Genomic DNA, 23,559 nt, shown 5'->3' with positions numbered 1-23,559 from the left:
CAGACCGAACCGGCTCCGTATGGTGCTCTTTCCGCAAGGATAGGTCGGGGGGATTTTCATTTTGGCCAGAATTGCACCTGCATCTCCCGGTGGGAGATCAACTTTCTCAAGGCACTTTGTTCGCCGGGCACCGTGTAGCTGCGTGCGACCGCCCCACAAACCATGTCGGCCAGCTGAAGCAACGAGTTCTGCCGCGAGTCTTGCAGCTTCACCTTGCGGATCGATTTGGGTCCCTCGCCGGCCTCGTTGACGCGTTTCCGGAGATAGGTGCTGAGTTGCGTGCGAAATTCCCGGCCGCCGCTCCCGTCGATCACCACGATGGCGTCTTCCAGGTAGGGCTTCGCATTCTGGAAAACCAGGCCGCAGGTGTATTTGTAGAACGGGTCGGGAAACTGAAATCCTTTGCCTGTCAGCTTCGCCTTGTTGAGCACCACCGCGAAGTAGAACCACTCGTAGCGCGACAGCGTCCGGAGGAACTCCTCCCGCCACGCCTGCTTCAGCTTGCTGAAATGAAATTCAAAGGTGTCCGGCAGGTTGAGTTCGCGCCGCAGAAGGGCGATCCGCTGCTCGATGGCGGTCGCTTCCTCGTGGTCCTGAATCGTGACCAACGTCACCGTGAAATACTCGGAGCGACTGCCGCCGGGCGGCATGCCGGGATCGCCTGATTCGTCGATGAAGACCAGCATGGCAGGGCAACTATCCGGAAATTCCGGAGGGGTCGACCTGGTTGCAGCTCACGCGAACGGCGTGGAGCTGGAATTCCTGCGCAGGATCGAAGAGGATTTTCATGCGGTCAGGGCCTCTGTCCGTTGAGTTGTTGCACTTTTTGCAACAACTGGGTGTCCGGCCGCCATCGGGGGTTCGAATCCCTGCCCATGCACACTGTGCACATGAGGCACATATAAGCCGGAGGCGGCAGAAGATCTACGCAAGATACTGAATAATAGCATTATGTGACTACCGATGCCCTCAACCTCAGTTCCGTCAAGCCAACCGCAGGACCATGAAATGCACATAAGATTAGCCCCAGAACGGGATGTATTTGGCGTGCTTCCGGGACCGGTTTTCAGGGTCCTCGGGCTTGACGAGCCCGGCATCGATCGCATCGCGGATGATCCGCGACGCCACCGCGTAGTCCTCTTCTTCGATTTTGAAACGCGAGCGGAGTGACGAATTGGTCATCACCTGGCGCGAAACCCACTGCAGGCAACAGTGTTGGTAGCAGGCCCGGATGCGATCCGCCCGGTCCATCTCCGAAAATGGCCGCGCTGCAAACAACCACACCCGTGTGTGAGTGTCGTCCACGCTGATGTCCGGCGCCGGCAATTGGAACGCCTCGACCTGCGCCACGATTTTGTCGAATCCGCTGCCCCGCTCCTCGCAAATCCGCACGCGGCGCATCAGGTCGGCCAATTTCTCGTTTCGCGAACGCGGGGAGTGGTCGATGAAACGCAGCGGATCGATCAGCGGCCGTCCGGGATTGCTGATTTCCAGCCGATCGCTGAACAGCTCGATCATCGGTCCCGTGCCGCTCATGGAGAAGTCCTGATGGATGAGCGCATTCGCCGCCAACTCGCGTATCGCCAGCTCCGGGTAGAGTTTGACGCTCTGCCGCAACGCTTCCCCGATGATCTCGTTCTCCGGCAGGCTGTCGTTGATGTAGCGCAGCAAACGCCGGAATCCCGCCGCGTAGCCCAGCGTTCCCTCGCGCTCCCGGACGGTTTCGCGCCGGTCGTGGCCCTTGTATTGCACCACGCGAATCGCTTTTCGCGCCAGACGCCCAAACGCCCGTAGCTCCTTGGCGAACAAAACCCCTCCGAGATTCGTCACGTCGTAGCGTCCTCCAGTCTTCGCAACCACCAACTCATCCGCCGCCAGCCGCTCCAGGATCGCTGCCTTGTTGGCCGGCAATGGCGCCTGCATCAGCTCGAAAAACGACGGATAATCGATCAACGTCAGCACCTCGTCATCCGAGACGCCGCTGGCCGCGATTCCTTCCTCGAAACACTTAGCCGAGAGCTTCGCCCACAGTGCCCGCTCCTTTTCCGGATACTCCTTCAGCTTCTTCTTGTAGGTGCCGATCCGCACGAACTCCGTCTCCCGGAACCGCACCGGGCTGTGCCGACACGGCTGAATGGTGAGCAGCACGACCCGGCGCTCGTCGACGACTCCCTCGTCAAAAACAAAATCCACCGCAGGATGCAGCTGCCGGTGCAGCCAGTTTTCCAGTTCCTCGTTGCCGACCTTCGCCTGCTTCGGATCGAAGCTCGTGCCGACGACGCGATGGGTGGCATCCTCAATACCCCACACCAAGAACGCCGCATCCTTCTCCAGCAGGGCCGCGGCATTCGCCAGCGCGCTGATATACTCCCCGATTTCGTCTTCACGGGCGTCATTCTCTTTGAACTCGATCCACTCCGTCTCCCGCGGCAACGCCGTCAGGCTACGGATCGTTTCTTGAAGAGATGATTCACTCATGGCGGGCAACTATTCGGAATTTCCTAATAGTTCGGAGTTATTCTTTGATAGGGTTTTAGGCGACAACTGACTTCCTAGACCGTCTGGAACTGCACGCCGTGGCTCTTCATCTCCAGCACGGTGTTCGTCTTGAGCTGGTCGTTGCCGTGGAAACCCACGTCGAGGCACAGCACGCGTTGCGGCTTCAGGGCCACGATGCCGCGCAACACCTCCTGCGTCAGCGCGCGGGCGAGGCACAGCGCCAGCCGGCCTTCCGCCAGCAAGTGCACCGGCGCGCCGGCGACTTCGCGCGTCTCCACGGCGCTGGTGAGCGTGACGCCGGGGTGGCCGCACTTCAGGAGCAGCTCGGCCAGCAAGTCGTCGTCGCCGCGTCCGTCGAGGACGTTGTGCGCCATCAATTCGAGCTGCTTGGCCAGCGCCGCGGCGTCGGTGGGCGCGGCATCGGTGTCCCAGAGTTTGAAATTGGAGTCGTCGAGCTGGTAGGCGCGGAAACCGGGGACGGATTTTTTCAACCCAGAGGCCACGGACGTCGCAGAGAGTGGCAACTCGGCTTTCTGCTTCTCTGTGTTCTCCGCGTCCTCTGTGTTTAATTTCTTAATGACCCGCCGCACGCGTTCGCGAGTGATGTCGGCGATGGTGGGGAAATCCGCGCGGCCGGTCGGCTCCGGGAATTGCACGAGGATGAACTTCCGGTTCCCGCCGTCCTGCCGGTTCAACTCCAGCACCGCCTGCCCCGTCGTCCCGCTCCCGGCGAAGAAGTCGAGGATGAGGTCGGACGGGCCGGCCGCTAATCCAATCAATTTCCTTAGCAAAGATGTTGGCTTCGGCGTCATGTCTGCCGTCACCGAACCCATCAGTTCATTCAACTCGGCCTTCGCTTGTCGGTTTTGGTCAACGTCGTCCCAGATAGTGGACCAGGGTGCGGTGGGAGCGTCGGGAGCAGTCTCAATGTAGTAGGGCACCCAACCGTAGTCCCGCTTGATCCACTCGGTCATTCCATCTGCGGTTCGATCGTCCCATGTCTTTCGCGACAAAGCCCACCGACCTTCCCAGCCTTCAACCGGATCTTTCGGCCAAACCTGCGTGCCGTCCGGCGCTGTCAGATCATACCACATGGTTTCACGATCTTCGCGCGCCGCGCTTTTACCGTTCTTCCGAAGTTGGCGACGACGCGCCTTTCGGCCATCGGGAAGAGTCAGCGGATAGGCATCAACAATCCCCGGGCGATGTTCTCGCGTGATGCCGACTTCCGCGTCACCGCGAGCGTAGACGAGAAGGTATTCGTGATAGGCTGAGAACTTCCGGTCTTCATCGTTGCGACTCGGGCTGTCCATTCGCTTCCAGATGAGTTGCGCCACGAAATTCTCTTCTCCGAAAACTTCGTCCATTATCGGTCGGAGGCTTTGGACCTCGTGGTCGTCGATGGAGACGAAGATCACGCCATCGTCGCGCAGGAGGTTGCGGGCGAGGGCGAGGCGCGGGTGCATCATCTTCAGCCAGTCGCTGTGGTAGCGGCCGCTCGTCTCGGCGTTCGTGCTGAGCGTTTGCTGCGTCAGCTCCTTGTAGTGCCGCACGCCGGCGCGGAAATCGTCGGGATAGACGAAGTCGTTGCCCGTGTTGTAGGGCGGGTCGATGTAGATGAGCTTCACCGCCCCGGCGTAGGCCGATTGGAGGAGCTTCAACACGTGGAGATTGTCGCCCTCGACGATGAGGTTTTCGGTGGCGTCCCACGCGACGGATTTTTCGCGGTCGGGCCGCAGCGTGCCGGGGCTGGGCGCGAGCATCTCGCGCAGCGCCTCGGCGCGGCCGGCGTAGGAGAGCCCGTAGCGCTCGGGCGTGGCGGAGAGCGCCGCGGCGCCGACGAGCTCGGCGAGTTTCGCGGGGACGAGTTTGCCTTCGGTGAAGGCGCCCGGGAGCAGCTCGCGCAGGCGGGCAAGGCGCTCGGCGGCGAGATCGGGGGAGGACAGCGGCAGGCGCTCGGGCGAAGCGGGTGAGGTCATGCGCAGGCGGGATTTAGCGCGCTGGCCCGGCGCGGCGTCAATAGCCGTGGCGCAATCGACCCGTGTCGGCAACGCCGGTCTTGCGCTCGGGGCTCTCGCTGAGGCAACCATGCCGTGCCTTGGACAACGTCTGTCACTTCTCGCCCGACCGCCGGCACCGCTACTCGCTGGTGCACCAGTGGAACCCGCTCTTCGGCGACCGGTTGATCATGTGGATCGGGCTCAATCCCTCCACGGCCGACGAGTCGCAGCTCGACCCGACGCTCACGCGCATCGCGGATTTTTCGAAACGCGAGGGCTTCGACGGCTTCCTCATGGCCAATCTCTTCGGCCTGCGCACGCCCTACCCCGAAGAGATGATGAAAGACCCCGACCCGGTCGGCGCGGAAAACGACACCTCGCTCCTCGCCGCCGCCGCGCGGTGCGAGAAGATCGTCGCCGCGTGGGGCGTCAGCGGCGTCTACCAGGCGCGCGCGGAGGCGGTCGTGAAACTCTTCTCCGGCCGCGAACTGTGGTGCCTCGGCACGACGCAAGACGGCCATCCGCGCCACCCGCTCTACGTCGCCGCCAAGCAGCCGCTCGTGCGCTGGCCGCCCGCCGCACCCGCGACAGAGCGTTAAGTTTTCGCGGGCGCGCCGGTCGCGGCCGCTCGCGCCGCCGCAGCCTTGCCGCGCAACACCACGACGTTGCCCGCGAGGCAGAGCGCCACGCCGACGAAGGTCGTCGCGTGCCACTGCAATCCCTCGAAAAACGTCGAGAGCACCACCGCGACGATCGGAATCACCGCGCCCGTGTAGCCCGCACGGTCCGCCCCGATGCGGCCGATCAGCGTCAGGTAAGCGCCGAACGCGATGACCGACCCGAACAGCGCGAGGTAGATCAGCGACCCGACGTAGGCCGGCGTCGCGTCGAACACGAACGGCCGCCCGAGCGCCAGCGCGTAGAGCGCCACGAAGAGCGCGCCGTAGGCCATGCCGTAGGCGTTGGTCTGCATCACCGGAAATCCCTGCCGCTGATTCCGCGCCGAGATCATGTTGCCGAGCGAGGCAAAGCACGTCGAAGCCGCCGCGAGTCCGAGCCCGAGCAGGGCGTTGCCGCGACCGACGCCATGACCCAGCTCGGGCAGGAACACGAGAGTCACGCCGCCCACGCCGAGCAACGCCGCCAGCATCATCGCCGGCCGGATCGGCGTCCCGAAGAACACCCGCGCCAGCACGATGTTCATGAACACGATCAACGAGAACACCAGCGCCACCAGCCCCGAGCTGATCTCCGCCTCCGCGAGGTAGATCGTCAGGTAGTTGAGCCCGAACAGACACAACCCCTGCAACGCCATCCAGCGGTGCTCGGCCCACGAATAGCGCAGCCGCAGCCCCCGCACGCCGCACCAGGCGAACAACATCGCGCTCGCGAGGGCGAAACGATACGCGACCGACACCTCGGGCGGCACCTTCCCGAGTTGGAACGTGATCGCCAGCCACGTGGAACCCCAGATCAGCACCGAGGTGATAAACAGTCCGAGGTTGTTCATGCGCGCAGCGAAACAATCCTCCACTCCGCCCCGGGCAAGCGGTCAATTGGCTCCCCGGACACAGCGCCAAGGGCGAATTCCCCATACAGCGCGGACGGACGGTCCCACAATTCGCACGCAAGTCCGCCCGGTTCGTGCCGATGGTGCCGATTGGGCGAACACCTCCCGGCCTCCCGCGGCCGGGCGGGGATCGTTTGCGATCGCGCCCGCCTTCACCGCCATGACCGCCACTCTCGAACCCTCCGCCGACCACGAACGCGCCAAATACGAGCAAATGTGGGAGCACGAGGATTACCGCAAATTCTCGCCCGGCCTCCACGCCCTCGAGCGCCTCGATCTCGCCGCGCGCTTCCGCGACCTCGGCGTGCGCACGATCCTCGACGCCGGCTGCGGCTCCGGGAAATTCATGCGCCGCATCATGGAGCACAACCAGGCGGACTTCTCCATCCGCGGCTTCGACATCGCCGCCAACTGCCTCGACCCGTGGTTCGCCGACAAGATGACGCCCGGCTTCCTCACGCTCGGCTGCATGTGGGACGAAGGCGCGCTCCCCGCGCCGAACGACGCCGTGGTCTGCACCGACGTCATGGAGCACATCCCCACCGAGCACGTGCCCGCCGTGTTGCGCAACCTGCGCGCCGCCGCGACGCGCTGCGTGTTTCTCGGCATCGCGCTTTTTCCCGACGCCTTCGGCCCCAAAGTCCTCGGCGCGCCGCTTCACCTCACGGTCCAACCCGTCGACTGGTGGCGCGCGCAAGTCGCCGACGCCGGCCTCGAGACGATCTCCGGCGCCGTGCAGAAAAATCCCGACGGCACGCCGATGTGGCTCTACCTGCTCTGCCGCCCGGCCGTCGCGTGAGCGCATAGCGCCGGCTTCCCACCGGCCGTCCCCGGTCCGCCTGACGGGCCGTGAAAAAATCCCGCCCGCGTCCGCCGCCTCTGGCCACGGTATTTTCGAAACCGTTCTTGCCGAGGTGGGCGCCGACGTCCCGGCGGCGCCACGCCCGCGGCACGCCCCGTCGCCGTCGGGACGCCGGCAACCACCTCTCGCTCGCCTTCACGTTCCTCCGCACCCATTTTTCCGCCTTCGCGCACCCGCTTCTGATCGCCATGAGCCGCGATGGTGACGCGCGCCACGTGGTTTCGCGGTTTGCCCCGTGCGCGAATCGCTTTTTCGTGACGGCATGTTCTCCACGCTCTCTCCCCGCGCGAACTTCTTCGTCCGCGTCGCTCTCGCCGTCGGCTCGGGTCTGCTGATCGCCGGCCTGTTGTGAAACGCTTCCGCTACGCGCTCGATCCGCTCTGCGTCGGCGCGGTGGCGGCCTACGCATTCGGACGCTGGTGGCTGCGCGCACACGTCGCACACGGCTTCTGGCACGACCAGTTCACGGACCTGCTCCTGATTCCGGCTGCGCTGCCGGTTGCACTCTGGGTCCAGCGCCGCCTCGGCCTGCGCGAACATGACCGCCGCCCGCTTTGGCCCGAGATCGCATTCCATCTCGCCGCCTGGTCTCTCGCCGCCGAGGTGGTCGCGCCGCACGTCTTCCCGCACGCGACCGGCGACTGGCGCGATGTCGTCGCCTACGCCGTCGGCGCGCTCGGCGCCGGCGCGTGGTGGAGCCTCGCGTGAGCTTCGATCTCCTCGCTCCGCATTACGGCTGGATGGAGCGCGTGCTCGCCGGGCGCCTGCTGCAACGCGCGCGGACGGCGTGGGTCGACCAACTGGCCGATCGCGAGCACCTGCTGATCGCCGGCGTCGGACACGGGCGGTTTCTCCACGAATTGCTCCCGCAGCACTGCCGGCTGCACGTGACCTGCGTCGACGCCAGCGCCGGCATGTTGCGCGAAGCGGAAAAGCGCGCCCGCCAAGCGCGGCTCGACGTGACGCGCGTGCAGTTCGTCCACGCGCGTCTGCCCGAGTGGCGCGCCGACGCGGGAAAGTTCGACGCGCTCGCCACGCACTTCTTTCTCGATTGCTTCGCGCCGCGCGAGCTCGCCGCCGTAGTCGCGTCACTGGCCGATGCGGCGACGCCGGACGCCGTGTGGCTGGTGACCGATTTCGCCGTGCCACCCCGCGGATGGACACGCCAACGGGCGCGCGCCGTGCACGCGCTGATGTATGCGTTCTTCCGCCTCGCGACGCGGCTGCCGGCGCGCCGCCTCACTCCGCCGGACGAGTTGCTCGCCGCGCGAGGTTTCGCGCTGGCCGGCCGGCGAACCTTCAGTCGCGGCTTGTTGCAGTCGGATTGGTGGCGGCGTTCTCGGACGGCGTGACCTCGACTTCGATCGAGTGCAGCCCGGCTTTCTCGCCGCTGTAATTCGGGCGCCGCGTGAATCCGCGCACGGTGAGCGCGGCTTCGCTGATGTCTTCCAACAAAAAGGTTCGCCAGCCACTCGGCGGATCGGAGCGGCTGCCGCCCTCGATCTGCCAGGCCAGCACGGCGCGATGCCCGCCGGTGGTGATGCCGATGGCGTGCGGCTCGATCATCCGCATGTGCCCCGCGTAACGCACCCGGAGCACCCGCTGCCGCTGGATCGCGTCGCGCACCACTTCGTTCGCCGTCGCGGCGTGGGCCGTGCCGGTCAGCTGACAAAAACCCGCGAGGAAAACAGCCAGGATGAACGCACGGCGAGTCACGCGCCGGAGCGTGCGACGCGCCGTGGCGGCTGGCAATGCTAGAGGCCATTGGGAGCCGGGCCCCACCATAGGCCGCGTGCTTGCACGCGCTCTCCACCGTAGCACGCGCCCGCGGCGCTGCGGGGCGCGACCAAGGCGCCGCCTCCCGCCTCCGTCTCGCGGGGATTTCCGGTCGCCTCTACCACGAATAAATCACACCAAGACGGACTGACGCAGCAGGGCATGGGTAGGGCGGGACCGCTGGGCCCGCCGAGAACGTGATGCCACCCACTCGGCGCGCCCAGCGGTCGCGCCCTACCTCAAGACAGTTTTTCCGCGAAAATTCTCCGAAGCGACTGCGCGGTGTGAGGGATGCGGGCTAGCGTTCGGCCTTCCCGTCCGGCTGCGCGCCGGCCGGCGGATCGCCGGCGAGAAATTCCCCGAGCGGCAAGCCGAGGCGGATGATTTCCTGCACCGCCAGCGCCGCCACGCGATCCGCGCCGTAGGCGGAGTAATGCGTGTCGTCCTGCCAGCCCTTCTTCGCGTTGCGCGCGTAGACGCCGGGCGCAATCCAGAGGTGCAGTCGCTTCGAGCCTTCGACGCCGTGCGCTTGCTCCAGCGCGGTGGTGAGCGCGTTGAGTTCGAGCACCGGCACCTTTTCCGCCGCGCCGACCTCGCGGACCGCCACGATGTAGTCGCCGTGCGTATCGACGAGATGCGCGCCGTCGGCTGCCCATTTGCGGCGCGCGACCGAGGTGGCGAGCACCGGCGTGGCGTTTTTCGCGCGCACGTCGGCGATCATGCGCCGGAGATTGCCGGCGAACTCCCCGCGCGGCTCGGTGTGGCGCGCGGCGTCGGGTTTCTGGTCGTTGTGGCCGAACTGGACGATCACCCAATCGCCCGGCTGCAGCGCATCGACGAGCTTTCGCCACACGCCTTCCGCGATGAACGACTTCGAGCTGCGGCCGTTCAACGCGTAGTTCACGACCGTGAGCCGTTCGCTGAAGTAGCGCGGCAGCGCCTCGCCCCAGCCATATTCCGGATTGGGCGTCTTGCGCTCTTTGGTCGCCATCGTCGAGTCGCCCGCGAGATGGAGCTGGGTGGCGGACAACGGCGCCGCCGCCGTGAGCACGCCGAGAAAACCGATCACGATTCTCGCCCGAACATTCATGGCCGTAGTGAAGCCGCCCACGGCCCGGCGCGCGAGCGCAGAAGTCTTGCCCGCGGCGCGCCGCCGTGGAAATTTCCCGACCGTGAAGACTTCCGCCAAAATCCTCCTGGGCCTCGGCGCGGTGCTGGTCGTCGCGCAGGCCGTCCGCCCGATGGGCAACCACGGCACGGTCGCCGGCCCCAACCACATCGGCAAACTCGCGCCCGTCCCGGCGGAAGTGGAATCGATCCTCCAGCGCGCCTGCTACGACTGCCACTCGAACGCCACGAACTACCCGTGGTATGCCAACATCCAGCCCGTAGGCTGGTGGCTCGAAAAGCACGTGCGCGACGGCAAGCGCCACCTGAATTTCTCCGAGTTCACCACCTACACACTCAAGCGCGCCACGCGCAAACTCGAGGAGACCGCCGAGGAGGTGCGCGGGGGCGAGATGCCGCTGGGCTCCTACACGTGGGTGCACCGCGACGCCAAGCTGACTGACGCGGAGATCAAGACGCTCGCCGACTGGGCGACGAACGCGCGCCGCACGGTCGGCGCGGCCTTGAGCGCGCCGGCGAAGTGAGAGGCGGGTCAGTTTCCCTCGAGTCACCGCCGACGTGAGTCACTCGACTCCGGTCGAGGGTGCGAGGTGGCGAGTGGTGCATGTGCCGCGCGATGCGGTTTCATTTCGCCACGGATTGCACCGATGGAAACGGATCACGCGGACGGGCACACTAAGTCGGTCCATGCATTTTATCCGTGTCCTTCATCCGTGCTATCGGTGACCTCAAACACCCGCCCCGGCGGCACGACCTCCGCTCGCCGACTCCATGCGCTCCGACGCGTCCCGCTGGTCGCAGCCGCAGTGGTGCTCACTCCGGCAGCTTCTTGTTCTTCTCGCAGGCCACGGGACCGCTGGTCGCCTGCATCGCGGTGACGACTTTGCTCATCATGCGCGCGAATTCCTGCGCCTCGGCTTCGCTCAGGTGCGCAGCGAAATACTTCGCGATGCCCGCGCGGTAAACGGGCCAGATCTTGCGCAGCACTTCGACGCCCTTGTCCGTCAATTGCGCATGCTGCACCCGCCCGTCGCTCGGGCAGGATTTGCGGAGGATGAGCTTCTCCTTCTCGAGCTTGTCCACGAGCCGCGTCAATCCGCTGCGGCTGAGCAACGCGCTCCGCGCCAGTTCGCTCATGCGCAGGTGCCGGTCGGGCGCGAGGTAGAGCTCGTAGAGCGCATCATACCAGCTCAGCGACGGCAGCCCCGCCGCCTGCAGATCCGCTTCGATCGCCGCGAAGATTCGCCAGAAGGAAACGTAGTAACGCCGCCAGGCTTCGAGGTGCGTTTCGGGCAGGTGAGGCTGCTTCATGGCCGATACCCTACACTTTTTAGTTGCATAGGCAACTGTTCCCCGTCCAATGATTGCATATGCAACTAAATTCCCTCTTCGCTTCCCTCGTCGCCACCAGCGCCTCCTTCGCGCCGCTGTTCCTGCGGCTTTCGCTCGGGATCATGATTCTGCCGCACGGCCTGCAGAAAACACTCGGCTGGTTCGGCGGCTATGGCTTCCAAGGCACCATGGGCTACCTGACGAACACCGTCGGCGCGCCGTGGATCTTCGCGCTGCTCGCGATCCTCGCCGAGTCGGTCGGCGGCGTGATGCTCCTCGCCGGCGTAGGCACCCGCGTCGCCGCGTTGGGCGTCGGCGGCGTCATGGTGGTGGCGGCGCTCCAGCACCGTTCAAACGGCTTTTTCATGAACTGGTTCGGCAACCAAAAGGGCGAAGGCATCGAATTTCACCTCCTCGCGCTCGGCATGGTGCTCGCGCTGCTCGTGCTCGGCGGCGGCAAGTGGTCGATCGACGCCCTCCTGGGGCGGTAACGTTCCTTTCTCCCACGTCTCGGCGGGGCGCGGTCTTCGAACCGGGCCCCGCTGGCGGCAGGGATGGCGTCAGCGCACGCGGGCGAACGCGAGTTGCCGCACCAGGTCTTCCTTCGCCCCGTAGACGCCGTATTCCTTCGCGATCCAGTAGAGTTTGGCCGCCAACACCGGGTTTTCGGCGGTGCCGATGCCGTGCTTGTAGTGGTGCGCGAGGTTGAGCGCCGCGTTCTTCGAGCCCAGCTCCGCTCCCCGCCGGCTGTAGTGGAGCGCCTTGGCCGGATCCTTCTTCAATTTGCCGGCCTCCGACGCGCCCCAATAGTAGTAATAGCCCAGCCGTGCGCACGCGCGCGCGTCGCCCGCGTCCGCCAGTGCGGTCATCTCGGCGAGCGCCGCCTCGGTTTCTTGCGGGCCGGCGAGGCCCCGCAGGCGCATGTAAGCGAGGAAGAACTTCGCCTCGGGGTTCCCCGCGAGTTCCGCGCGCGTGAAATAGTTCTTCGCCAACGCCGGGTTGCGCTTGATCCAGTCGACGCCGAACAGACGCGCCACACCCAGTTCCACCCAGGCGCGCGAGTCGCTTTGCTCCTCTTCCAACACCGCCAGCTTTCGGCTCACCACCGACGGCGCGATGAAGCCGCCTTCGTTCGCGAAGCGCACGTAAGCCAGCGCCCGCATGAAGCGCGCGCCGGGCACGCCCTTCTGTTCGAATTCCTCCAGCTTCTTCCAGCCGGTGTTCTCGTTTTCGAGTGCGAGGAGGTAGTAGTGCTCCAGCGCCAGCGTGAGATTGGGGGCGCCGCCGATTTGGCCCGATTCGAATCCCGCCGCCAAATCGATCAACCCGATCGCCGAACCCTTGGCCGCGGCCTCGCGCACTTCCAGCGCGCCGCGCAACACGTCCGGCGGCCCGCCGAATCCGGTGATGCGAAACAAACCCCGCCGCGCCAGCGCGCGGGCGCAGCCCCGCTGCACCGCCAGATCCAGCAATTTCATCCCTTGGGGCACGTCGCGCGAGATGCCGCCCTGCCCGTAAATCATCGCGCGGCCCAGCACATCCGCAGCGAGGCCGCTGCCCTCCTCCACGGCGGAACGCAACAGCGCCTCGCAGGCCGGGGGCTCGAGGATCGGCGGCAAGCCCCACGCTTCCGACCACAGGCTCACCCACGCCACATAGGCCTTCACTTCCGAGGTCATCCCGCGCGCCATCGCCTCGCGCAAAAACCGCTCGGCGCCCTTTGCTCCTTTGTCCTCTCGCGCAAGCCGGAAACGGATGCCGAAGATATCCTCCCGCAGGATCACCGCGGGCGCGTCGGGCCATTCGGGCGCCGTTTCGGCCCGGCTGAGCACCCCAGCCAGGAAAACCATTCCTCCTACCAGCAATCGCAGTCGTTTCATCATGATGAATCCGCGAGTGGCCCGCCCGCAGGACTCCCAAAAAGTCCTCCTCCGCGCGCTGCCGCGAGCCGAAACCCATTTTTCCCGCGATCATCAGCCGAGCTGCCGGCGGCAATAAAAACTTCCGTGCTGTGTCGCTCCGCGACGGAAACACCGTTGGCATCGCGTCCGTCCGCTCCGATGCTTCGATCGTGCGTCCCGCCGCCCAACTCCGCCCCGCCCGCACCGAGGATTCGGCCGCGTGTCGCGCACTCGTCAACGGCGTGCTCGCCGAATTCGGCCTCCAGCCCGATCCCGCCGCCACCGATGCCGACCTCGCCGACGTCGTGGCGCACTACGCGGCTCGCGGCGGCGATTTCGCGGTGCTGGTCGACGAAACCGGGACGATCGTCGGAACGTGCGGGCTTTTTCCCGTCGAGCCCGGCGTCGTCGAACTCCGCAAAATGTATCTCGTCCCGGCCTGGCGCGGCCACGGCCAAGGCCGCCGACTCCTCGACTGGGCGCTCACCCGCGCCCGCGAACTCGGCTTCCGAAGCATGACCCTCGAGACCGCGACCGTGCTCAAAGACGCCATCGCGCTCTACGAACGCCACGGCTTCCAGCGCCAGTGCAGCGGCGTGCACTCCTGCCGCTGCGATTTGTCCTACAACCGCGACCTCTGAGTCGATTTTCCCCTCCCTCCAACATGGACCGCATCAACCTCGCCGAAAAACTCAGCCTCTTCTCGCGCCACTGGGATCCCCAGATCGTCGCCGAACTCAACGGCCAGCACGTGAAACTCGTGAAGATCCAAGGCGAGTTCGTCTGGCACCACCACGACCACGAGGACGAGCTGTTCCTCGTCCTGCGCGGCTCATTCCGCATGGAATACCGCGAGCGCACCGTCGAGCTGCGCGAGGGCGACATGGTCGTCGTGCCCCGCGGCGTCGAGCACCGGCCCGTCGCCCCCCAGGAGTGCAGCATTCTGCTCTTTGAGCCCGCCGGCACCGTCAACACCGGCAACACCCGCGGCGAACTCACCCGCGACGGCCGCGCCCGGATCTGAGCCGGCCACCCATCGCCCTCCTCCATGCGCATCACCGTCTGCCAGCTCCCCGACGAACGCCCGGCGTTCGAAACCGCGTGGCACGCCCTCGCCGAACATGCCGCCGTCGAACGCAGCGAACTCGTGGTCCTGCCCGAGCTGCCGTTTCACTCGTGGTTCGCGCGCGAGCAGAATTTCTCGCCGACGGTCTGGGCCGACGTCGTCGCCGCACACGAGCGCGGACGCGACCGACTCGCCGAACTGCACGCTCCGCTCGTCCTCACCACCCGCGCCGTGAATCAAGGCGCCACGCGCCTCAACGTCGGCTGCGTTTGGTCGCGCGAGCACGGCCTCACCGACGTCCACGCCAAGCGCTACCTCCCCGAGGAGGAAGGCTTCCACGAAGCCTCGTGGTATCATCACGGCCCCGACGTGTTCACGGCCGGCCAAGCCGGAGCCACCCGCCTCGGCTTTCTCATCTGCACCGAGCTCTGGGCCATGGACGCCGCGCGCACCTACTCCGCCGCCGGCATTCATCTGCTGGTCACCCCGCGCGCCACCGGTTCGCAGAGCGTGGAGAAGTGGCTGCTCGGCGGCCGCGTCGCCGCGATCGTTTCCGGCGCATTTTCCGTTTCCTCGAATCGTGCCGCGAGCGACGGGAGCTTCGGCGGCTGCGGGTGGATTATCGATCCGGACGGCCGCGTCCTCGCCACGACGTCCGCCGACCGGCCGTTCGCGACGGTCGACTGCGATCTCGCCCTCGCGGAGGAAGCCAAGCGCACTTATCCGCGCTACGCCCTGCTGCGGTAAATCGCTCCTGTCCTCATTCCGCGCGGAGCAGCGCCAGCGGATCGACCTTCGCCGCCCGTCGCGCCGGCAACAGCCCGCCGATCACCGCCGCGAGTAATCCTGCCGCCGCGGCCAGCGCGATCGCCGTCCCATCCGCGCGCAAGCCGGCCATCATCCACGAGCCGAGCAACCGCGGGAGGAGAAACGCGAGTCCCACGCCGATCGTCGCGCCGAGCACACCGAGCGTCGCCGCATCCAGGAGCACGCCGCGCCAAACCCGGCCCGGCTCCGCTCCGATCGCGAGTCGCACGGCGATTTCCCGCGAGCGGCTCGCCACCAGGTAACCGAGCGCGCCGAGCACGCCAATCACCGCCAGCAGCGTCGCCAGCAGGCCGAAACCCGCCGTCAGCCGCACCGTGGCGAGATCGTTGCCGATCCAACGCTGGGTCCGCTCCTCGAGTGTCGCCCAACGCGTGAACAAAATCCCCGGCTCCGCCGCCGAAATTTTCTTCTGCAATTCCACGCGCGCGGCCACGCCGTCGCCCGCCACCCGCACCACGAGGCACGACGGTCGTGACTGCCACTGCGCCAGCGGCGTATAGATCAACGCCGGCGGGAGCTCGCGCACGCCATTCACGCGCGCATCGGCCACGATCCCGACGATCTCGCGGTCCTCCGGACCGGCGTTCGTGTCGAAGCCGAACCGGCGGCCGATCGGATCCGCGCCGCCAAACACCTCGCGCGCCAGCCGCTCGCTGATGACGGCCACCGGCGGATGCGCCGCGTCGTCCGTCGCCGCGATCGCGCGACCGCGCCGGAGCGACATGCCCATCGCCTCAAAGTAGCCGGCATCGATGCACTCGTGCTGGATGTTGTCGCGCGGCGCGTTGATGCCCTCGCCACGGAAATAAGTGCCGCTGCGCGAGCGGCTGCCGCTGAGCACACCGCTCGCGGCGAAGCCCACGGAGCGCACCTGCGGCAGCTCGCGCGCCGCCAGGCGAATGTGCTCGAGGACCGCGTCCTGCTTTTCCGCCGGGATCCGCGCCGCCTGGAGGCTGAAGAACGCCTGCACGACCGTCGACCGCTCGTAACCCGGATGCGCCGCCAACACCCGGCGCAGGTCGAGCGCCAGCGCGCCCGCGATCGAAATCAACATCACCGAAAGCGCGAGCTGCGCCACGATGAGGCCGCGACCGAGCCGCAGCGAACCGCCGGCGCCGAGCGCGCGTTGCTGCAGGATGCTCTGCGGCGACAGCCGCGCGCTGAGCCACGCCGGCGCCGCACCGATCGCGAGTCCGAGCCCGACCGTGAGCGCGGCGAGCACGCCGATGAGCTGCCAGTCCACTCCGGGCAGATTGCCGGAAGCCGACGGCACCAGCCACGTCGTCAGCAGCGGCGTCAGCCACAAACTCAACAGCACTCCGCCCGTCGCGCCGGCCAGCGCGAGCAACAGACCCTCCATCAGCGCGGAGCGCGCGAGCCGCCATTGGCCCGCCCCGAGCGCGAGCCGCACGCCCAGCTCGCGTCCGCGCGACAGCACCCGCAGCAGCAGCAGCGTCGCGGAATTCGCCGCCGTCACGAGCACGACCGCCGCGACGAGCAACGTGAGTGTCAGGCCGACGCGGCGAAACTCGTCGCGCGTCGACGAATAACCCCGCGGGCTCGGCACGAGGCTCGGCACGCGACTGCGGAAATCCTGCACGGTCTTCGGATCGGTGACGATGCGCAGCGCCGCGTCGAGTTGCGGCCGCCACCCCGCCTCGAGCTGACCCTGCGCGCCGCTGCCGCCGGCCGGCAGGCGCACCAACGCGGAGAGCCACGCGGCATTGTCGGATTGGCGCCACGCTTCGAGCGGAAACGGTCCGTCGGAAATCGTCCACGCCGACGGACTGCAGCGCAGCGGCGCGTGCAAGCCGAGCGGCAGCCACAATTCGCCCGTGTCGCCAAGCGACACGCCGGTGAACGATTTCGGCGCGACACCGACGATGGTGATGCTCTGGCCGTTGAGATCGATCACGCGGCCGACCACATCGGCGGCGCCGGCGAGCTTGTTCTGCCAGAACGCGTGCGAGACCACCGCGACCGCCTGCGGCGCGCCGGGCGCATCGTCCGCGGGATTGAGCGCGCGACCGCGCACGGTCGAAACGCCGAGAGCGGCGAAGAAATTTCCGGAGACGAATTGCACCGTCGTCGGCTGCGCGGGCGCGCCTTCGAGGCGGAGCGCAGCGCGGGAATTCGACGAGTAGCCCGCCACGCGACCGGCGAGCACGCCCTCGCGGCCGAGGCGATCGACGGTCGGCGCGCTGAGTTCGAAGGGATCGCCATTCGGCGCGCACACGAGATGCAGTTCCTCGGGATGCGGCACTGGCAACGGCTCGAGCAACACGCCGCGCACGAGCGAGAACACCGCCGTCGTGGCCCCGGTGCCCAACATGAGCACCGCAATCAGGCTGAGCGCGAAAGCCGGGCGCCGGCTCAGGCCGCGCCACGCCACGCGCAGATCGTGCACCCAGGCCTCGAGCGAGGGCCAGCCGAGCGCGTCTTCGGTCTCCTCGCGCGTCGCGAGCACGTTGCCGAACGCGAGGTGCGCCTGGCGGCGTGCCTCGACGCGATCAAGTCCGCGGCGGACGTTTTCCTCGGTGAGTTGCTCGATGTGGGTGCGCATTTCCTCTTCGAGGCGCGCCACGCGGGCGCGGCGACCGAGGAGGTGGCGGAGTTTCGTCCAGAGTTTCATGGCGTGGAAAGTAGCGCAGGCGTCCCGCCTGCTCAGGTGGATTTATCCGGTGCGGGGGTCACGATTCCGCCGCGAGCACGGCGTCGACGAGCGCGGTGACGCGCTGCCAGTTGGCGACCTCTTCCTTGAGCTGTTTCCGGCCGGCCGCGGTGATGGCGTAGAACCGCGCGCGGCGGTTGTTGTCGCTCGTGCCCCACTCGGAGGCGATCCAGCCCTGCTCCTCGAGGCGCACGAGCGCCGGATAGATTGTGCCCTGATTGAGCAGCACGGAGCCGCCGGAGACCTGCTCGATGCGACGCGCGATGCCGAAGCCGTGCAGCTCGCCCAGCGTGGCGAGCGTCTTGAGGACCAGGAGGTCGAGGGTGCCTTGCAGGAGTTCGGTGCGGTCGGGCTCGCTCATGTTGGAAATCAACAGGTCGTCCTGTTGAAAGTCAACACGAGCCACAGTGGCCGTCCGGCTACTCCCGATTTGACCCTTCGGCGGCCCACCCTCAGCCTGCCGCGGCTACGGGCCACGTGAATCCCGCCGCCCCCACGAGAGCGAGGCGGAACGCTCTGCTTGTCACAATGCCCTTCGCTTTCCTCGAAAGCCTGACCCCGGAAACGCAACAGGCGGCAGTGTTGCTGCCGCCTGAGCTTGAAGCGCTGGTATTGCCGATGTGCCAACGAAGGCAGGGAAACGGCCTGCGCTCACTACTTTGTCTTGATTCCGACGGCAGTCAGCTCGCGGCCACCTCCCTTCGCAACCCCAAACTATGAGCCTCTCACTCGACATCGGCCACGGCTCCATCGGCTGGGCGGCCGTCTTGCGTTCGTTTCCGATGCAGATTGGTATTGACTTAAGTTGCTCTAGGGAATGTAAGTTTTCACGTTTCTTGAAACATGGCTGTAGGTGCGGGCTGATCAAAGAGGTCCAAACTCTAGCGCTAGTCTCACCTACAGCCTTCTCAAGTTCACAGACGCTCTGGGGCTTTGTTTTGATTCCTTAACTCGATGAAAACGTTAAGTTTAGCGTTAGACATCGGCCACAGCTCCATCGGCTGGGCCGTCTTGCAACCCAACGACGGCCCAGCCGTTCCGCCCGATCTGGTCGGTTGCGGCGTTGTGCTGTTCGAGAAAGACAGCGCCCTCGCCTCGCAGCGCCGTCTGCATCGCCAGCAGCGCCGTCACGTCCGGGCCACCAAGACACGCATCCGTCGGATGGAGCAGTTGCTCGCCCACCTCGGCGCGCTCGCCACGGCAGACCTCGCCGCACGCCATGCCCCCGGCACCGGCCACCCCGCGCCCTGGCAGCTGGCCGCGCGCGTCCTCGCCAGCGAAGGCAAATCACTCCTCATCTGGCCCGAATTGTGGGCCGTGCTCCGCTGGTATGCGCATAATCGCGGCTACGAACCCTGGGGCGAAACGGACGCCTCCGATCCCGACGCCGCCGATGACACCGAAAAAGTCGAACGCGCCAAAGACGAGATGACCAAACATGGCACCTCTAGCATGGCCGAAACCGTCTGCCGCTGGCTCGGTGTCGATCCGCACGGCCCGGCCACGCTCTCACACGAGCCGACCAAGAATCTCCGCCAACAAAAAGCCGCCTTCCCGCGCGACATCGTGCGCGCCGAAGTCCGCACCTTGCTCTCCCATCATGTCGGCAAACTCGCCGGCCTCGACGACACCTTCATCCGCACCCTGATGGATGAAGCCCGCGCCACCAAGATTCCGGGTCTCGTGCTGCCACGCCGTTTTCGCGGCGGCCTGCTCTTCGGGCGACTCCAGATGCGCTACGACAACCGCATCATCGCCTGCTGCGTGCACACCGCCGCCGCACGCCACGCCGAGCTGCGCGCGCAATGTGTCCCCGAGACCGAAGCCCGTCGTCTCGCCGAGCGCGACGCCAAGGTCCCGTCAAAGAAGTCGCCTGAGTTCCTCCGCTACCGCTGGGCCATGCTGCTCGCCAACCTCCGCCTCGCCACGGGAGACGATCCGCAGCTGCGTCCGCTCAATGTCGCCGAGCGCGCCACGCTCCACGCCCGCATGTCGGCCGACGGACGCCTCACCAAGACCGAACTCCGCGACGCCGTGCGCGCGCTCCCCGGACGCCAGCGCGACAACTTCGACAATCTCTTCCTCCACCCCGACGCCGAGCGCGCCCTCGTGCTCGATCCCGTCCAAGCCCTGATCCAGGAAAACCCGCACCTCCGCGCTGTCTGGCCCGTGCTCCCGGAAAAACTCCGCGCCCGCACCCGCAACCGCTGGTGGCGCATCAATCCTGCCAACGGCAAAGCGCACTCCACCACGCTCGCCGCGCTACGCGAGGAACTCCCGAGCTACAGCGGCGACATCGCCGCCTTCGACGCTACGCTCGCCTCCGCCTCCACCGCTGCGCCAGCCAAGGCGAAGTCCCGCTCTAAAAAGCCCGCTGCCATCGTCGATCCGCTCACCCAGCCGCTGCATCTCGGCAAAGCCCTCGCCGCACTCAGCGGCCGCGCGCCCTATGCGCGGCCGCTGCTCGCTAAGGCCTTCAACGAGGTCATCGCCGGAGGCGATCCGAAGGCCAGCGGTGGTTGCCTCGAGGAAACCGACCGGGTGAAAGCCTATCGCGAAGGCCGCCCCTTCGACCAGCAGACCAACAATCATCTTCTCCGCCACCGCCTCCTCATCCTCGGCCGCCTGCTCCGCGACCTCGTCGCCGATCCCGCCTACGGTGCCGGTGACGCCGCACGCTTCACCCGCGTGACCATCGAAGTGAATCGCGAACTGCGCGACCACTCCGGGCTCACGGCGCAGGACATCGCCAAGGACCTCGGCCTGCGCTTGAAGTCCCACCACGACGCCGTCACCTGGCTCGAAGACGCCGGTCTCCAGCCCAACGGCTCGCTCATCCGCAAAGCGCGCATCGCCCTCGATCTCGACTGCCGCTGCCCCTACACCGGCGAGTTGTTCGAAGCCGTCCACCTGCGCGACGGCGTGGTGGACCTCGACCACATCATCCCGCGTTCGATGCGCCCGAGCGATTCGCTCGACTCGCTCGCTGTCACCTTCCCCGCCGTGAACCGCTGGAAGGACAAACGCACCGCGTGGCAATTTATTCAGGAGTGCGGCGGTCAACCCGTGCCCGGCGCGGCGCACCTCTCGATCATGACGCCGCAGCGGTTCAAGGAGTTCGTCGCGCGACTCGACTCGCGCGGCCACGACGACGACGCGCGCCGCAAACGCCGCCGCAAGGAATTCTTCCTCCTCGAATCCTACACCGAAAAAGAGCGCGACTTCACGCCCGGTCAGCTCACGCAGACCTCGCAACTCACGCGACTCGCGCGCATCGCCGTGCGCCGCGCGCTGCCTCATCTCGCCGATCACGATCTCGTCGCGTTGCCCGGCAGCGTCACCGGCGCCGTGCGCAAGGAGTGGCGCCTCATGGATTGCCTCGCGACCGTCTGCCCCACGGTGCTCGACTCCGACGGCAAGATGCTCCGCGAGAAGTCCGAGATTCGCAGCATCACCCATCTCCACCACGCCGTGGACGCCATCACGCTCGGCTACGCCAGCGCGCTCCTGCCCCACAACGGCGCCCTGCTGACCCGTCTCGTCGCACTCTTGCAGCAACGCAAAATCGCCGCCGCCGACCGCGACTGGCTCCGTTCGCAAGTGCCCGTGGACATCGACGCCGAGGGCAAGTGGCGCTTGCGCGGCCTGCTCGAAAACCACCCGGCGCTGGACAAGCAAATCCGCACTCGCCTCGCCGAGCGCCGCGTCGTGCAGCACGTCCCCGCCGACATGAGCGGGCTGCGACTGGAGGAAAACACGCGCCGCGTGCTCGAATCCGCCGACGGCCGCGTGAAGCTGCGCCAGCGCGCTCCCCGCGATGCCGACGGCAATCGGCCGACCGCCAAGATCACGAACGAGCCGACCGCGAAAGCCTTCGGTCTGGTCGGCGGCAAGCTTGCCGCGCTCAAGGGCGTGCGCGTCGTGACCGACAATTTCGGCGTCGCCATCCTTGACGACGCGACGCTGCTACCGGAAGAGCGCTTCATCATCGTGCCGCACCGCCAAGTGTGGCGCAGCTTGGCGGAACTTAAGGCGCGCAACGGCGGCAAGGCCCCATGGTTGCTGCGGAACGGCCAGATCATCGAGCTTCGTGGAGGCAAGCGCCCGGGACGCTGGCGCGTCGGCTCCATCAAGAACAACACCAGCGGACTCGCACTAGATTTGGCTCCGCTCGACGCCACCAAGCCGAACTGGATCAACGTGCTGTTGAAAAGCCTGGTCCGCGATCAAGCCGCGCCAGCCGGAACCAATTTCTGCGGCTCACCGCGTTAGGCGCCACGACACCGGCCATGTCCTACCACATCGTCAGCATCGACTCACCCCAAGCCGATCTGACGTGTCGGGACGGGCAGCTGGTCTCCACCGACGACAAGGGCGTCAAGCGCCAGCTCCCGCTGGAAGACGTGGCGGCTATCGTCGTCACGAGTTTCTCCGCGCGCATCCACAGCCACCTGTTCCTCGAAGCCGCCAAGCACGGCGTGTCGCTCATCATCTGCGAGCGCTTCCAGCCCGTCAGCCTGCTCCTGCCCGCGTGCCGCTCGGCCGACACGCTACTCACGCGCCGCCACCTCACACTGGACGAGAAAGTGCGCCGCCGGCTCTGGGAGAAGACCATCGACGCCAAATGCCTTAACCAAGCCGCCGTCGCCGCGCTCGTCGCCCCGAAGAGCGAGGCCACCCGCGAGCTCGCCCGCGCCGCCCAAGCGCGCACCGCGCGCAAGGAGGGAGGCTGCGCAAAGTTGTTTTGGGATGCCTTCACCGAAGGATTGCGCATCGAAGGCTTCGCACGCGGTCGAAAGCTCGGCGGCCTGAACGACCTCCTCAACTACGGCTACGCCGTGCTGCTCTCGACCGTGCTGCAAAAGCTCTACGGCTTCGGACTCGATCCCACCGTCGGCATCTCGCACGCCATCCGTGAACGCAGCGCGCCGCTCGCCTACGACCTGATGGAACCGTTTCGCCCCTGCGTGGATTGGCGCGTCTATCAGTGGGTGAAAGACCGGTCGCACGAAGAGGCCTTCGTCGTGAACGGGGAATTTCGCCGTTGGGTGACGGGCTTCGCCATTCAGCGCGTGGACTATCTCGGCCTCGACCTCGACATCCGCGGCGTGATCGAGGGCGACGTGCGTTCCTTCCGTCAAGCCGTGCTCAACAGCTCTTCCCGACACTACCGGCCATGGATGTGGAAAAATTCAAAATGGGCTGGCTCGTCGTAGCCTTCGATCTGCCGGTGCTCACGCCGAAGCAGCGCAAGGAGGCGACCGGTTTCCGGAAATTCCTCCTCGATGACGGATTTCAGATGATCCAGTTCAGCCTCTATGTGCGCCCGTGCGTGAGCTTCGCGCGGCAACAAACGCACCTCGACCGGGTGAAGCAGGGCATCCCGCCGGAGGGGAAGGTGCGAGCCTTCTACGTCACCCGCGCGCAGTGGGAACGAGCCTTCGTGATCTACGGCAGCCCCGCCAAAGAGGTGCCACCCGAGGACATGCCGGAGCAGATACAGCTCTGGTAGAAAAGCAGAAGGCCCTCGCAAGGAGGGCCTTCGCTTCGGCGGATGCTCCCCGCCGAGGATTTGGAATCAAGGCAAAGCGACATCGAAGGCCTCCGCGCGCGGCTCACCGATGCTCCCCGCCGAGGATTTGGAATCAAGGCAAAGCGAACGGGTTCTTCTCCTCGAATGAGCACGCGATGCTCCCCGCCGAGGATTTGGAATCAAGGCAAAGCACTCAACCCGCGCGGTTTCATCTACTGCGCGATGCTCCCCGCCGAGGATTTGGAATCAAGGCAAAGCATCAAGGTGCGGGTCATTCGAGGTAGCGAGATGCTCCCCGCCGAGGATTTGGAATCAAGGCAAAGCTAGCCCGGCAGGCTATGGTAAAACGGTCTTGATGCTCCCCGCCGAGGATTTGGAATCAAGGCAAAGCGA

23 protein-coding genes and 1 CRISPR repeat array (1 of these 24 cut by a window edge) are annotated in these 23,559 nt (G+C 66.4%); of the genes, 13 read left to right on the top strand and 10 right to left on the bottom strand.

The window, feature by feature from the left end; genetic code table 11:
• Nucleotides 1-56 precede the first annotated feature (56 nt).
• From HZA32_09745 to HZA32_09735, 3 genes are all read right to left on the bottom strand, one after another.
• Nucleotides 57-686, bottom strand: a complete 630-nt coding sequence (locus HZA32_09745) for a DUF3800 domain-containing protein (GenBank protein ID MBI5424364.1) — start codon at nt 684-686, stop codon at nt 57-59.
• Between the two features lie 334 nt (nt 687-1,020).
• Nucleotides 1,021-2,478 (bottom strand): putative DNA binding domain-containing protein, encoded by a 1,458-nt coding sequence (locus HZA32_09740; protein ID MBI5424363.1) that lies wholly within the window; start codon nt 2,476-2,478, stop codon nt 1,021-1,023.
• Between the two features lie 74 nt (nt 2,479-2,552).
• The gene (locus tag HZA32_09735) at nt 2,553-4,478 is read right to left on the bottom strand and encodes a site-specific DNA-methyltransferase (GenBank protein MBI5424362.1); all 1,926 of its coding nucleotides are present in this window, start codon (nt 4,476-4,478) and stop codon (nt 2,553-2,555) included.
• 119 nt (nt 4,479-4,597) lie between these two features.
• Here HZA32_09735 and HZA32_09730 point away from each other — a divergent pair, with 119 nt between their 5' ends.
• Nucleotides 4,598-5,098 (top strand): DUF1643 domain-containing protein, encoded by a 501-nt coding sequence (locus HZA32_09730; GenBank protein MBI5424361.1) that lies wholly within the window; start codon nt 4,598-4,600, stop codon nt 5,096-5,098.
• Here the strand turns inward: HZA32_09730 and HZA32_09725 are convergent.
• Nucleotides 5,095-6,009, bottom strand: a complete 915-nt coding sequence (locus HZA32_09725; protein ID MBI5424360.1) for an EamA family transporter — start codon at nt 6,007-6,009, stop codon at nt 5,095-5,097. The two genes, HZA32_09730 and HZA32_09725, sit on opposite strands and share 4 nt — an antisense overlap.
• Before the next feature lie 220 nt (nt 6,010-6,229).
• Between HZA32_09725 and HZA32_09720 the strand changes: the two genes are divergently transcribed.
• From HZA32_09720 to HZA32_09710, 3 genes are all read left to right on the top strand, one after another.
• A complete protein-coding gene (locus HZA32_09720) occupies nt 6,230-6,868 on the top strand; it encodes a methyltransferase domain-containing protein (GenBank protein MBI5424359.1) in 639 nt (212 codons plus the stop codon).
• 411 nt (nt 6,869-7,279) lie between these two features.
• Nucleotides 7,280-7,639, top strand: a complete 360-nt coding sequence (locus tag HZA32_09715; GenBank protein ID MBI5424358.1) for a hypothetical protein — start codon at nt 7,280-7,282, stop codon at nt 7,637-7,639.
• Nucleotides 7,636-8,283, top strand: a complete 648-nt coding sequence (locus HZA32_09710; protein MBI5424357.1) for a methyltransferase domain-containing protein — start codon at nt 7,636-7,638, stop codon at nt 8,281-8,283. The genes HZA32_09715 and HZA32_09710 overlap by 4 nt, the downstream gene beginning before the upstream one ends.
• On the opposite strand, the gene HZA32_09705 is transcribed toward HZA32_09710, so the two are convergent.
• Together HZA32_09705 and HZA32_09700 are read right to left on the bottom strand one after the other, a co-directional pair.
• Nucleotides 8,231-8,647: a hypothetical protein gene (locus HZA32_09705; protein ID MBI5424356.1), complete on the bottom strand. Its 417-nt coding sequence runs from the start codon at nt 8,645-8,647 to the stop codon at nt 8,231-8,233. The genes HZA32_09710 and HZA32_09705 overlap by 53 nt on opposite strands.
• Nucleotides 8,648-9,005: 358 nt before the next feature.
• On the bottom strand, nt 9,006-9,776 hold the full coding sequence (locus tag HZA32_09700; GenBank protein ID MBI5424355.1) for a rhamnogalacturonan acetylesterase: 771 nt from the start codon (nt 9,774-9,776) through the stop codon (nt 9,006-9,008).
• 19 nt (nt 9,777-9,795) lie between these two features.
• Between HZA32_09700 and HZA32_09695 the strand changes: the two genes are divergently transcribed.
• Nucleotides 9,796-10,359 (top strand): heme-binding domain-containing protein, encoded by a 564-nt coding sequence (locus tag HZA32_09695; GenBank protein MBI5424354.1) that lies wholly within the window; start codon nt 9,796-9,798, stop codon nt 10,357-10,359.
• Nucleotides 10,360-10,648: 289 nt separating this feature from the next.
• Here the strand turns inward: HZA32_09695 and HZA32_09690 are convergent, their stop codons facing one another.
• Complete coding sequence (locus HZA32_09690; protein MBI5424353.1) at nt 10,649-11,146, bottom strand: MarR family transcriptional regulator; 498 nt, start codon at nt 11,144-11,146, stop codon at nt 10,649-10,651.
• A 59-nt stretch (nt 11,147-11,205) separates the two neighbouring features.
• Here HZA32_09690 and HZA32_09685 point away from each other — a divergent pair, with 59 nt between their 5' ends.
• Entirely contained in the window at nt 11,206-11,658 is a 453-nt protein-coding gene (locus HZA32_09685) for a DoxX family protein (GenBank protein ID MBI5424352.1), read from the top strand.
• 69 nt (nt 11,659-11,727) lie between these two features.
• On the opposite strand, the gene HZA32_09680 is transcribed toward HZA32_09685, so the two are convergent.
• On the bottom strand, nt 11,728-13,017 hold the full coding sequence (locus HZA32_09680) for a sel1 repeat family protein (GenBank protein MBI5424351.1): 1,290 nt from the start codon (nt 13,015-13,017) through the stop codon (nt 11,728-11,730).
• A gap of 161 nt (nt 13,018-13,178) precedes the next feature.
• On the opposite strand from HZA32_09680, the gene HZA32_09675 reads away from it, so the two are divergent.
• The 3 genes from HZA32_09675 to HZA32_09665 are packed head-to-tail and all read left to right on the top strand — an operon-like array spanning nt 13,179 to nt 14,881.
• Nucleotides 13,179-13,709, top strand: coding sequence for a GNAT family N-acetyltransferase (locus tag HZA32_09675; GenBank protein ID MBI5424350.1), 531 nt, complete (start codon nt 13,179-13,181; stop codon nt 13,707-13,709).
• Between the two features lie 23 nt (nt 13,710-13,732).
• Nucleotides 13,733-14,092, top strand: a complete 360-nt coding sequence (locus HZA32_09670; GenBank protein ID MBI5424349.1) for a cupin domain-containing protein — start codon at nt 13,733-13,735, stop codon at nt 14,090-14,092.
• A 24-nt stretch (nt 14,093-14,116) separates the two neighbouring features.
• A complete protein-coding gene (locus tag HZA32_09665) occupies nt 14,117-14,881 on the top strand; it encodes a carbon-nitrogen hydrolase family protein (GenBank protein ID MBI5424348.1) in 765 nt (254 codons plus the stop codon).
• Between the two features lie 13 nt (nt 14,882-14,894).
• Here the strand turns inward: HZA32_09665 and HZA32_09660 are convergent, their stop codons facing one another.
• Together HZA32_09660 and HZA32_09655 are read right to left on the bottom strand one after the other, a co-directional pair.
• Nucleotides 14,895-17,594, bottom strand: coding sequence for an ABC transporter permease (locus tag HZA32_09660; GenBank protein MBI5424347.1), 2,700 nt, complete (start codon nt 17,592-17,594; stop codon nt 14,895-14,897).
• 58 nt (nt 17,595-17,652) lie between these two features.
• Nucleotides 17,653-17,994, bottom strand: a complete 342-nt coding sequence (locus HZA32_09655; protein MBI5424346.1) for a PadR family transcriptional regulator — start codon at nt 17,992-17,994, stop codon at nt 17,653-17,655.
• 167 nt (nt 17,995-18,161) lie between these two features.
• Here HZA32_09655 and HZA32_09650 point away from each other — a divergent pair, with 167 nt between their 5' ends.
• The 4 genes from HZA32_09650 (at nt 18,162) to cas2 (ending at nt 23,145) form a co-directional block, all read left to right on the top strand.
• Complete coding sequence (locus HZA32_09650; GenBank protein MBI5424345.1) at nt 18,162-18,353, top strand: hypothetical protein; 192 nt, start codon at nt 18,162-18,164, stop codon at nt 18,351-18,353.
• Nucleotides 18,354-18,587: 234 nt separating this feature from the next.
• Nucleotides 18,588-21,905: a hypothetical protein gene (locus tag HZA32_09645; GenBank protein ID MBI5424344.1), complete on the top strand. Its 3,318-nt coding sequence runs from the start codon at nt 18,588-18,590 to the stop codon at nt 21,903-21,905.
• A gap of 17 nt (nt 21,906-21,922) precedes the next feature.
• A complete protein-coding gene (cas1, locus tag HZA32_09640; GenBank protein MBI5424343.1) occupies nt 21,923-22,849 on the top strand; it encodes a type II CRISPR-associated endonuclease Cas1 in 927 nt (308 codons plus the stop codon).
• Entirely contained in the window at nt 22,831-23,145 is a 315-nt protein-coding gene (gene cas2 / locus HZA32_09635; GenBank protein ID MBI5424342.1) for a CRISPR-associated endonuclease Cas2, read from the top strand. Before cas1 ends, cas2 begins: the two co-directional genes overlap by 19 nt.
• A gap of 41 nt (nt 23,146-23,186) precedes the next feature.
• Nucleotides 23,187-23,559: direct repeats of the CRISPR family, unit length 37 nt; unit sequence GATGCTCCCCGCCGAGGATTTGGAATCAAGGCAAAGC (it continues 333 nt past the right edge of the window).

Source organism: Opitutia bacterium (genome assembly GCA_016217545.1).
GTDB lineage: Bacteria > Verrucomicrobiota > Verrucomicrobiia > Opitutales > Opitutaceae > Didemnitutus.
The sequence above is the reverse complement of the archived record's forward strand: the minus strand, read 5'-3'. Positions and strand labels throughout refer to the sequence as shown.